This is a genomic window from Streptomyces prasinopilosus, assembly GCF_001419695.1.
In the GTDB taxonomy this organism is placed as follows: Bacteria; Actinomycetota; Actinomycetes; order Streptomycetales; family Streptomycetaceae; genus Streptomyces; species Streptomyces prasinopilosus.
The window spans coordinates 1-10,160 of record NZ_LIRG01000445.1 but is presented as its reverse complement, the minus strand read 5'-3'; the positions used below and the strand labels follow the sequence as shown (position 1 = coordinate 10,160).

Sequence of the window (10,160 nt, the reverse complement as noted above, 5' to 3'; positions counted from 1 at the left end):
GGCTGCTCGACCTCGCGGTGGACGCGCTGCACGAGGACGAGCACCTGGAGAAGCTGCGCGGCTACGCCGACGACTCGGGCGAGGGCCGCTGGGCCGTGGAGGCGGCCATCGACCACGCGGTCCCGCTGCCCGCGATCACGGCCTCCCTGTTCGCCCGGTTCTCCTCCCGGCAGGAGGACTCGCCGCAGATGAAGATGGTCGCGGCGCTGCGCAAGCAGTTCGGCGGGCACGCGGTCACGTCCGCGGACCGGCCCGGCCCGGCGGCCCCGGAGAGCCCGGTGGTCCCGGGAAGCCCGGGCGGGGCGTAGCGGCCGTGGGCGATCTGCTGCTCGCCCGGCACGGGGAGACGGAGTGGAGCAGGGCCGGGCGGCACACCGGCCGCAGCGACCTGCCCCTGACGCCGGCCGGCGAGGCGCAGGCCAGGGCGCTGGCCCCGCTGCTCGAAGGCCGTTCCTTCACCCTGGTCCTCACCAGTCCGCTGGCCCGCGCCCGGCGCACCGCCGTCCTGGCGGGCCTGGCGGACGCGTTGCCGGAGCCGGACCTGCGGGAGTGGGACTACGGCGGCTACGAGGGCGTCACCACCGCCGACATCCGCCGCACCCGGCCCGGCTGGGACCTGTGGACCGACGGGGTGCCGCCCGGCCCCGAGTTCCCCGGTGAGTCCCCCGGGCAGGTGGGTGAGCGGGCCGACCGGGTGCTGTCCGGGGTGGCCGGGGCCCTCGACGCGGGCGACGTGATGCTCGTGGCCCACGGCCACCTGCTGCGGGTCCTGACGGCGCGCCGGCTGGGCCTGCCGCCCGCGCACGGGCGGCTGTTCCGGCTGGAGACGGGCACGCTGAGCCGGCTGTCGCTGGAGCACGGCGCTCCGGTGGTCGCGGAGTGGAACACCCGCCCCTGAGCGGTGCCCCGCGGAGCCGTCGGCCGTCCGGCGGGGGCCGGTGTCCTACGACCGCGCCTGCTCGCCGCGCCGCGGGATCCCGTACGCCCGCTCCACCCGCAGCCGCAGCACCAGGCGGCGGTCGCGGACCATGGCGGCGCGGTAGTCGTCCCAGTCGGGGTGCTCGCCGTTGACGTCGCGGTAGAGCCGGACGAGTTCCTCCACCGTCCCGTCGTGCGGGTCCGCGGCGACGGGCGACAGTTCGGCGGTGCCCTCGGCGACCGTGTACGCCCACCGGTCGGCGGTCGTCACGTGGTAGGAGGCCCGGGGGTCGCGCCGCAGGTTGCGGGTCTTGGCGCGGTCGTCCGTGAGCGAGACGCGGATCAGCCGCTCGCCGGGGTCGTAGGCGTGGTTGACGTTCGACAGCTGGGGCCGTCCGTCCCGCTTCAGGGTGACGAGCACCCCGCCGTCCTGGTCGCCGAGCAGTTCCAGCAGGGCTCGCTGTGTGTCCTGTGTCATACCCGGCTCAACGGGGCACCCGGGGTCGGGTGTTCCCCGCGGGGTCCACCGGTGTGCTCCCTTGCTCCGGCGGGGTCCCGCACGGACCGGGCGGGGTGTGCCGCCCCCGGCCCGTGGGCGTGATCGGAGGAGTGCCATGGGAGTGCTGCGGCAGGAGACCGGCCCGGAGGAGGCCGGTCTGGACGCGGAGGCGCTGGACCGGCTGGACCGGCACTTCGCGCACGAGGTCGACGAGGGGCGGCTGCCCGGATTCCTGGTGTCCGTCGCGCGGGGCGGGCGGGTCGCCCACCTCACCGCGTACGGGCGGCGGGACGTCGCGGCCGGGCTGCCGGTGGAGAGCGACACGCTGTGGCGGATCTACTCGATGACCAAACCGGTGACGACCGTGGCCGCGCTGATCCTCGTGGAGGAGGGCCTGCTGTCCCCGGACGACCCGGTCGGTCGCCACCTGCCGGCGTTCGCCGAGCCCCGCGTGTACGTGGGCGGATCCGGCGACGGGGTGCGGACGCGGCCCGCCGCGGGCCCCCTGCTCGTACGGCACCTGATGACCCACACCGCCGGGCTGACGTTCCCCTTCTACCACGCCCACCCCGTGGACGGCCTGTACCGCGAGGCCGGGCTGGACTCGTCCGGGGCGCCGGGCACGGACCTCGCCGGGACGGTCGACGTGTACGCGCGGCTGCCGCTGCAGTTCGACCCGGGGACGCAGTGGAACTACTCGGTCGCCTCCAACGTGCTGGGGCGGATCGTCGAGGTGGTCTCCGGGCAGCCGCTCGACGTCTTCCTCGCCGGGCGGATCCTCGGCCCGCTGGGGATGACGGACACCGGATTCCACGTCAGCGGCGAACAGGCCGGGCGGCTCGCGGAACTGTACGGGGAGACGGCCGGCCCCGGCGGCGGCCCCCACGGCCTCGAGCCCGTCGCCGGGCCGCCGCTGCACGGCCGGCCCCGGTTCCTGTCCGCCGGCGGGGGCCTGGTGGCCTCGGCCCACGACATGCACCGCTTCATGGAACTCCTGCGGCGGCGGGGCGAGCTGGACGGGGTCCGGCTGCTCGCTCCCCGGACCGTGGACCTGATGACCCGCAACCAGCTTCCCGGTGGCGCCGACCTGCGCGCCTTCGGCAGCCGTCCGGCCCATGACGACCCCGGCAACGAGGGGGTCGGCTTCGGCCTCGGCGTCTCCGTCGTCGTCGACCCGTCCCGTACGCGGGACCCGTCCACCCTCGGCACGTACGGCTGGGCGGGGGTCGCCACCACGGTGTTCTGGGTCGACCCGGGCCGGGACCTGACCGTGCAGTTCTACACGCAGGTGCGGCCCAGGTCCGCCCCCACGGCCTTCGGGGACCTCAAGCGGCTCGTGCACGAGGCCGTGACCGGCTGAGTCCGCCGCCGGCCGGCCCGGGGCGCCGTCAGGACCAGTGCGCCACCGCGTCGAGGTGGGGCAGGTGGTGGTCGAGGCGCTCCCGCTTGGTGCGCAGGTACGTGATGCTGCTCTCGCACGGCGGGATCAACAGCGGCACCTGCTCGGTGACCTGGACCCCGTGCCGCTGCAACGCGTCGCGTTTGCGCGGGTTGTTGGACATCAGGCGGACCGACTCCACCCCCAGGTCCCGGAGCATGCCGGCGGCGACGCCGTAGTCGCGGGCGTCCACCGGCAGGCCGAGGGCGAGGTTCGCCTCGACCGTGTCCAGGCCCTCCGCCTGCAGGGCCATCGCGCGCAGCTTCGCCAGCAGGCCGATGCCGCGGCCCTCGTGCCCTCTCAAGTAGACGACGACACCGGCTCCTTCGGCCACGACGGCGCGCAGCGCGGCGGCGAGCTGGTCACCGCACTCGCAGTGCTGGGAGCCGAACGCGTCCCCGGTCAGGCATTCCGAGTGCAGCCGGGTGAGGACCCGGTCCGTGCCGATGTCCCCGTACACCAGGGCGACTTGTTCGTCACCGCGGTCGTGGTCCAGGTAGCCGACCGCCTGGAACTTCCCGTACACGGTGGGCAACGGGGCATTCACGACGCGTTCCACGCCGGTCCGCTGCGGGGTCTTCTCGCCGAGTACGCCTATGTTTTCTGTCATGATTCCCGAGTTCCTAAGCAGAGACGAAAGGCCGTGAGGATATGAGTGGTTCACCAAAGCGGTCGGCGGCATACGGCCCGGTCCACGGTCTGTTGCCGGCGGATACTACAGAAGATGTACGGAAACGGGGCGCCGACGTCTCACGTCAGATCGCGGTTCTTCCCGTCGGCAGTTTCGAACAGCACGGCCCGTTCCTGCCGCTGGCGACCGACACCCTGGTGGCGTGCGCGGTGGCGCGGGGGATCGCCGGCGCGTACCCGGTGCACCTCCTGCCTCCGGTGACGATCGGCTGCTCGCACGAGCACGCCGCCTGGCCGGGGACCGTCTCCCTCTCCTCCACGACCCTTCACGCGGTGGTGCGGGACATCGCCGACTCACTGCGCCGCTCCGGCGTGGACACCCTGGTGGTGGTCAACGGACACGGCGGGAACTACGTGCTGGGCAACGTGGTCCAGGAATCCTCCGCCCGCGGCGAGCGCATGGCGCTGTTCCCCGCCGCGGAGGACTGGGAGAGCGCGCTCCGGCACGCCGGTGTGGAGACCTCGCTGCTCACCGACATGCACGCGGGGGAAATCGAGACCTCCATTCTTCTGCACACTCATCCCGAATTGCTCCGCCCCGGTTATGAGACCTCCGATCACGTCGCCGACGACCGGCGTCAGCTGCTGACGCTGGGAATGTCCGCCTACACCGATTCCGGTGTCATCGGCCGTCCTTCGCTGGGCTCCGCGGAAAAGGGCAGGGAACTTCTGGCGAGCCTGGTGGATTCCTTCGGCGCGTATTTCTCGATGCTCACCTCCGACGGCGGCGACGCGTAGTCCGGGGCGAGCGGCGCGCGGCCCGATGCGTCCCGGACCCGGGAGACGGGGGCGGGGGCGGACGCCGGTGGGGTCGTCGCGGTGACGGCGGCCGTCCGGCGTCCGGCGCGCAGGCCGGCGTACCAGCGGGCGACGAGCACGACCACGCCGGGCAGGCTCGCCACGAGGCTGAGCACTCCGTAGACCACGGCGACGGTCAGGCCCCGGCCCGCGCCCAGTCCCGCGGCACCGAACGCCCAGGCGGCGACGCCCTCGCGGGGCCCCCAGCCGCCGACGTTCAGCGGCAGTGACATGGCGAGCAGTGCCAGGACGGCCAGCGGCAGCAGTTCGGTCACCGCCGCGCCGACTCCGGCGACGCGGGCGGCGAGGACGAACATCGCCAGGTATCCGGCGAGGACGACGGCGGAGGAGACGAGGACGCCCGGCCCGTTGCGCCGGGACAGCAGTCCTTCGCGTGCCTCGGCGAGCGCCGACCGCAGGGCCCGGCCCCGGCGGGACGGTCCCGGCCGGTTCATGCGCAGGGCGAGGACGACGGCGCAGGCGCCCAGCACGGTGAGGCCCGCCAGGGGTGCCGTCTGCCGGAGGTCGTCGCGGACCGGGGACGGCAGGGTCAGCAGCATCACGGCCCCGGCGGCGAACAGCGCGAGCTGTCCGGCCGTCCGCTCCAGGACGACGGACCGCACCCCGCGGCCCAGGTCGCCGGTGCTCTGCCCGTGCCGCACCGCCCGGTGGACGTCGCCGAGGACGCCACCGGGCAGGGCCGCGTTCAGGAACAGGGCGCGGTAGTAGTCGGCGACCGCCGGTGCGAGCGGCAGCCGGATGCGCAGGCCGCGGGCCACCAGCGCCCAGCGCCAGGCACTGAACACCGTGGTGACCAGCCCGATCCCGAGCGCCACCAGCAGGGACGGCCCGTCGATCCGGCGCAGCCCGTCGACGAGGGCACCGGTGCCCAGGCGCCACAGCAGCACGGCGAGGATGACGGCACCGGCGAGGGTGCCGATCCGGGTGCGCACGGCGGGGGGGTTGAGCCGGGCGAGGAGGGCGCGGACACCGGCGCCGGTGCGCGCGTCCGGCGGGGGCGCCTCCGGGGCCGGCGGCACCCCCGGTGCCCGTGCGGTCACGCCGCGCCGCCCGCCGGCCGGCACAGGGCGAGCAGGTCGTCGTGGTGGACGACGACCCGCAGCTCGCCGGCGGCGCAGGCCTCCAGGCGTTCGGCCAGGTAGCGGCCCGCGGGCTCCGCCAGTCCGGGGCGTTCCTCCACGGCCGCGCCGACCCAGCCCCGCAGCCACTGCGCGGTCAGTGCGGCCTGCTCGGGGCCGAGCCGCCAGGGGCTCGGGGCGATCCGTACGCTCGCCCCGTGCTCGGAGAAGGCCTCCGCGGCCGCGGAGGCCGCGTCCGGGCCGAGCAGTCCGCCCCGCTTCTGGTGGGCGTTGAACGCCTCGGTGATCTCCTGGTCCAGCGGGTGCGGGGCGCTCAGTTCGACCCGTCCGGCCACCGACAGCGTCAGCAGGGCCGGGCAGCCCGCTCCGGCGCAGGCGGCGGCGAGGGCGTCGACGTCCTCGCGGGTGAGGACGTCGAGGAGGGCGGACGCCGTCACCAGGGAGGCGCCGGACAGAGCCTCGGCGGTGAGCCGGGCGACGTCTCCGCGCCGGGTCTCCACGCTGACGCGGCTGCCGTCGGCGGCGGACCGCGGGGAGGCGACGGCGGCGAAGTGCAGGAGGTAGGGGTCCCGGTCGTGCAGCACCCAGTGCTGGGCGCCGTCCAGGCGGGGGGCGAGCCAGCGGCCCATCGAGCCGGTGCCGCAGCCGATGTCGTGGATGGTGAAGCCGTCGGCCCGCCGGGGCAGGTTGGCGAGCCGGATGCGCAGCGGGTCGAGCAGGTCGTGGGCCCGCGCGTAGGCGTCGGCGGGCTCGCGCAGCTGGAGCCACTCGGGCGCGTACCGGGCGGGTTCGTCCGTCCCGGCGTCGGTGTCGGTCTCCCGCAGCCGGAGGGTCGCCCGCTCACCGGGACGCGGTGCGGGTCCGGCGCCGGGGATGACGGACCGGGGGTCCTCGTACCGGGGGCCGGGCCGGTCCGGGACCGCGCCGGTGCCGCCCGGGGGCGTGTCCGCGGCCGGGGCGGCGTGCGTGCCGCCGCCGGTCTGCCGGGTCGTCGCCTGGTCGGTCATGCGGCCCTCCGGGGTTCGGCGGGAAGCCGGCGCAGTACCGTCGCCAGGCTCTGTGCGGTGCTCGCCCAGCCGCCGAGCGCGGCACGCCGGCCGCGCGCGGCCGCCTTCAGCCGGCGGCGGACGTCTGCCTCGCCGAACCAGCCGCGCAGTTCGACGGCGATGGCGGCGGGGTTCTCCGGCGGGACGAGGATGCCGGGCACCCCTCCGTCGGGGGCGCGGCCGACCGCCTCGGGCAGGCCGCCGACATCGGTGGCCAGGACCGGGATGCCGCGTGCCAGTGCCTCGGTGACCGCCATGCCGTACGTCTCGGCGTACGAGGTGAGGACCATCAGGTCGGCGGTGGCGTAACTGGCGTCGAGTTCGGCGCCGGCCTGCGGTCCCGTCAGTTCGAGCCGGTCCCCGAGGCCGTGCTTGCCGATCAGGTACCGCAGGTGGGTGACGTACTCGGGGTCGTGGGTGAGCCCGCCGACCAGGGCGCAGCTCCACGGCAGGTCGGACACCGCGGCCAGTGCCTCCACCAGCCGGTGCTGTCCCTTGCGCGGGGTGACGGCGGCGACGCACAGGAGGCGGGAGACGCCGTCGGTGCCGGAGGCGAGGGGCGCGATGTCGGCGCCGGGGGCGGCGACGTGGACGCGGTCGGGGGCGAGACCGTGGTGGGAGACCAGGCGGCGGACCGCCCAGTCGCTGGTGGCGATCACGGCGGGCACCGCGCGCAGCACCGCGCGTTCGCGGGCGTCCAGGTCGGCGGCGAGGGCCGGGGCGAGTCCGGTCTCGTCGCCGAGCGGGAGGTGGACGAGGACGGCCATGCGCAGCCGTTGCGCCTCCGGGACGACGATCTCGGGCACCCCGCAGGCGACCAGTCCGTCCAGCAGGACGACGGCGCCGTCCGGCAGTCCGCGCAGGGTGCGGGCGAGGGCGGTGCGGGCGGCGGCGTCCGGGCGGGGCCAGTCGCCGGCCACGGCGTGCCGTTCCACCTGCCAGCCGAAGCCGGGCAGGTCCAGGCACACGCGCCGGTCGTACGCGTTGCCGCCGCTCGGCACCGACGGGTCGTCGACGCCGCCGGGCAGCAGGAAGTGCACACGGCGCAGGGACATGGGGATGATCCCCCCGTTCCATCGGGCTGGGGCCTGGGCGGCGGCGGGCGGGACGGGTGCCTGGCCGGCGGCGGTCCGTGCGGGCGCCTGGCCCGGGGACTGCGGTGGGACGTAGTCCAGGCGGGCGCGGTCGACGGTCCTGCCGGTCGCACCGGCCACGCCGACGGTCGTGCCGGTCACAGCGCACGCTCGTAGCTCGCCCAGGCGATGTGCGACTCGTGCAGGGTGACCGTGAGTCCCGCGATGCCCTTGGCACCCTCGCCCAGCGCGCCCTTGTGGATGCGCTCGGCGAGCCGGTCCGCGATGACCTTGGCCAGGTACTCCGTGGAGGTGTTGATCCCCGCGAAGTCGGGTTCGTTGTCGAGGTTGCGGTAGTTCAGTCCGCCGACCACGGCCCCGAGTTCCTGTGTGGCCAAGCCGATGTCGACGACGATGTTGTCCTCGTCCAACTGTTCGCGCCGGAACGTGGCGTCCACGAGGAACGTGGCCCCGTGCAGGCGCTGGGCCGGTCCGAAGACCTCGCCGTGGAAGCTGTGGGCGATCATGATGTGATCGCGGACGGTGATGCTGAACAACGGACGACCCTCCAGGTGCGGCGCGTCTGCTCCCCGGCCGATCGCCGCCGGGGATGTCGGTTAGTACGGCCGTACGCCTCCCGGCGTTCAGCCTCGGCTGCGTCTTTTCTCAGGTCAGGGCCCGGGACGGTTCCCGGACGGCCCTCGGGGCGGTTCCCGGACGCTCCTCCGAGGTTCCCTGAGGACCCCCGGACAATCCCCGGCCGGCCCCGGGCGGCCCCGGGCGGCCCTCCGCGCGGCCCCGGGCCGGACCGTCACCCTCTCGGGCCCGGCCGGGTCCGGGGTCAGAGGGCGTCGGCCCCGTCGTAGCGCACGAGGTGGCACAGTGCCGGGATCTCACCGGAGGCGAGGCGGGGCATGAGGGCGGGCAGGTCCGCGAACTCCGACTCGCCGGTGAGGAGCGTGTCCAGGGCCGGGTCGGCCAGCAGGTCCAGGGCGAGGGCGAGCCGGTCGGCGTAGCTGCGGCCGGGGCGGGCCGGGGAGACCGTGCCGACCTGGCTGCTGCGGATGACGAGCCGACGCGCGTGGAAGTCCTCGCCCAGCGGAAGGCTCACCTTCCGATCGCCGTACCAGCTCAGCTCGATCACCGTGCCCTCGGCGGAGAGGAGTTCGAGGGAGCGGGCGAGACCCTGTTCGGTGGCGCTGGCGTGCACGACCAGGTCGCATTCCCCGAGGGCGTCCGCGGGCGGTGCGAAGCCGACTCCGAGGGCCTCGGCCGTCTCGGCGCGCGCCGGGTCGGTGTCGACGAGCTGGACCCGTACGCCCGGGAAGCGGGCCAGCAGCGCGGCGACCGAGCTGCCGACCATGCCGCCGCCGACGACGGCGATCCGGTCGCCGATCAACGGCGCCGCGTCCCACAGGGCGTTGACGGCGGTCTCCACGGTGCCGGCGAGCACGGCCCGGCGGGCGGGCACGGTGCCGGGCACGGGGGTCACCGCGCTCGCCGGGACGACGTAGCGGGTCTGGTGCGGGTGGAGGCAGAAGACCGTCCGCCCGACGAGTGCCTCGGGTCCTTCCTCCACCACGCCCACGTTGAGGTAGCCGTACTTCACCGGTCCCGGGAAGTCCCCCTCCTGGAACGGGGCGCGCATCGCGGCGTGCTGGCTCGCGGGCACCTGGCCGCGGAAGACGAGGGTCTCCGTGCCGCGGCTCACCCCGGAGTACAGCGAGCGCACCAGGACCTCGTCCTCGCCCGGTCCGGACAGCGGTACTTCGCGGATCCCGCCCCGGCCGGGCGAGTCGAGCCAGAACGCGTGAGCGGTGCGCTTCATCGAATTCCTCCTGAACGGTCGGCACGTTGCACGCGTACCGAGAGGTGCACAGGCCGCGCACAAGGCAGCGGCGTCGATCGACTCTGTCACACGGCCGGAGGGTGTTCGGTGGCCCTGAACAACAGGTACGACGCAAGGCTCGTACAGCAGGAGACCGCCGTGGGGGCGGGCGTACAGGTCCTGCTGCTGGCGCTGCTCGGTACGGCGGTCGGCATGGGCCCCGCGGGCTGGCTGACCGGCCTCGCGTTCGCGGTCGCCACCTGGGCGGTGCTCTCCCGGGCCCTGCACCGGTCCCGGCCGTGCTCGTTCGGCGCGGCCAACCGGGTCACGCTCGGCCGGGCGATCCTGGTCGGCGGGGTGACCGCGCTGGTGGCCGACTCCTTCCAGGATTCGCCGCCCGTCACCCTGTTCGTCGGCCTGACCGCGGTCGCGCTCATCCTCGACGGGGTGGACGGCAAGGTGGCCCGCAGGACGGGCACGTCGACGCCGCTGGGCGCCCGCTTCGACATGGAGGTGGACGCGTTCCTCATCCTGGTGCTCAGCGTGTACGTGTCGACGGCGATGGGGCCCTGGGTGCTGCTGATCGGCGGTATGCGGTACGTCTTCGTGGCCGCGGCCCGGGTGTGGCCGTGGCTGAACGCCGCGCTGCCGCCGAGCACGGCCCGCAAGACGGTGGCCGCGCTCCAGGGCGTGCTCCTGCTGGTGGCGGGCGCGAACCTGCTGCCGCACCCGATCAACGTCGGGGTGACGGCGCTGGCGCTGGGGCTGCT

The 10,160-nt window shown here is 74.9% G+C and carries 10 protein-coding genes and 2 pseudogenes; 5 read left to right on the top strand and 7 right to left on the bottom strand.

Translation table 11 applies throughout. From position 1 onward, the window contains the following. Both AOK18_RS18895 and AOK18_RS18890 read left to right on the top strand, forming a co-directional pair. A pseudogene (locus AOK18_RS18895) lies at positions 1 to 308 on the top strand (6-phosphogluconate dehydrogenase); the annotation flags it as partial. 5 nt (positions 309 to 313) lie between these two features. After that, on the top strand, positions 314 to 898 hold the full coding sequence (locus tag AOK18_RS18890; RefSeq protein ID WP_055572229.1) for a histidine phosphatase family protein: 585 nt from the start codon (positions 314 to 316) through the stop codon (positions 896 to 898). A 45-nt stretch (positions 899 to 943) separates the two neighbouring features. On the opposite strand, the gene AOK18_RS18885 is transcribed toward AOK18_RS18890, so the two are convergent. Continuing rightward, positions 944 to 1,396, bottom strand: a complete 453-nt coding sequence (locus tag AOK18_RS18885; RefSeq protein ID WP_055695139.1) for a TIGR03618 family F420-dependent PPOX class oxidoreductase — start codon at positions 1,394 to 1,396, stop codon at positions 944 to 946. A gap of 136 nt (positions 1,397 to 1,532) precedes the next feature. Between AOK18_RS18885 and AOK18_RS18880 the strand changes: the two genes are divergently transcribed. Next, positions 1,533 to 2,777, top strand: a complete 1,245-nt coding sequence (locus AOK18_RS18880; RefSeq protein WP_055695138.1) for a serine hydrolase domain-containing protein — start codon at positions 1,533 to 1,535, stop codon at positions 2,775 to 2,777. Between the two features lie 28 nt (positions 2,778 to 2,805). Here the strand turns inward: AOK18_RS18880 and ribA are convergent, their stop codons facing one another. Then, positions 2,806 to 3,465 (bottom strand): GTP cyclohydrolase II, encoded by a 660-nt coding sequence (ribA, locus tag AOK18_RS18875; RefSeq protein ID WP_055574885.1) that lies wholly within the window; start codon positions 3,463 to 3,465, stop codon positions 2,806 to 2,808. Positions 3,466 to 3,506: 41 nt separating this feature from the next. On the opposite strand from ribA, the gene AOK18_RS31070 reads away from it, so the two are divergent. After that, a complete protein-coding gene (locus tag AOK18_RS31070; protein ID WP_079105089.1) occupies positions 3,507 to 4,283 on the top strand; it encodes a creatininase family protein in 777 nt (258 codons plus the stop codon). Positions 4,284 to 4,492: 209 nt separating this feature from the next. Here the strand turns inward: AOK18_RS31070 and AOK18_RS35250 are convergent. From AOK18_RS35250 to AOK18_RS18850, 5 genes and pseudogenes are all read right to left on the bottom strand, one after another. Then, positions 4,493 to 5,251 (bottom strand): annotated as a pseudogene (locus AOK18_RS35250) (lysylphosphatidylglycerol synthase transmembrane domain-containing protein); the annotation flags it as partial. 149 nt (positions 5,252 to 5,400) lie between these two features. Next, entirely contained in the window at positions 5,401 to 6,450 is a 1,050-nt protein-coding gene (locus tag AOK18_RS31985) for a class I SAM-dependent methyltransferase (RefSeq protein ID WP_240503232.1), read from the bottom strand. Next, positions 6,447 to 7,724, bottom strand: a complete 1,278-nt coding sequence (locus AOK18_RS18860) for a glycosyltransferase family 4 protein (protein WP_055573878.1) — start codon at positions 7,722 to 7,724, stop codon at positions 6,447 to 6,449. Before AOK18_RS18860 ends, AOK18_RS31985 begins: the two co-directional genes overlap by 4 nt. After that, a complete protein-coding gene (locus AOK18_RS18855; RefSeq protein ID WP_055695137.1) occupies positions 7,721 to 8,119 on the bottom strand; it encodes a 6-pyruvoyl trahydropterin synthase family protein in 399 nt (132 codons plus the stop codon). The genes AOK18_RS18860 and AOK18_RS18855 overlap by 4 nt, the downstream gene beginning before the upstream one ends. 284 nt (positions 8,120 to 8,403) lie before the next feature. Further along, positions 8,404 to 9,390: a zinc-dependent alcohol dehydrogenase gene (locus tag AOK18_RS18850; RefSeq protein ID WP_055695136.1), complete on the bottom strand. Its 987-nt coding sequence runs from the start codon at positions 9,388 to 9,390 to the stop codon at positions 8,404 to 8,406. A 108-nt stretch (positions 9,391 to 9,498) separates the two neighbouring features. Here AOK18_RS18850 and AOK18_RS18845 point away from each other — a divergent pair. Further along, positions 9,499 to 10,160: CDP-alcohol phosphatidyltransferase family protein (locus tag AOK18_RS18845; protein ID WP_055695135.1), on the top strand; the 662-nt coding region annotated here is incomplete at its 3' end.

Excerpts from the sequence above, each read along its gene's own strand:
- AOK18_RS18880 (WP_055695138.1), top strand. The coding sequence starts at position 1,533 with ATGGGAGTGCTGCGGCAGGAGACCGGCCCGGAGGAGGCCGGTCTGGAC.
- AOK18_RS31070 (WP_079105089.1), top strand. The coding sequence starts at position 3,507 with ATGAGTGGTTCACCAAAGCGGTCGGCGGCATACGGCCCGGTCCACGGT.
- ribA (WP_055574885.1), bottom strand. The coding sequence starts at position 3,465 with ATGACAGAAAACATAGGCGTACTCGGCGAGAAGACCCCGCAGCGGACC.
- AOK18_RS18885 (WP_055695139.1), bottom strand. The coding sequence starts at position 1,396 with ATGACACAGGACACACAGCGAGCCCTGCTGGAACTGCTCGGCGACCAG.
- AOK18_RS18850 (WP_055695136.1), bottom strand. The coding sequence starts at position 9,390 with ATGAAGCGCACCGCTCACGCGTTCTGGCTCGACTCGCCCGGCCGGGGC.
- AOK18_RS31985 (WP_240503232.1), bottom strand. The coding sequence starts at position 6,450 with ATGACCGACCAGGCGACGACCCGGCAGACCGGCGGCGGCACGCACGCC.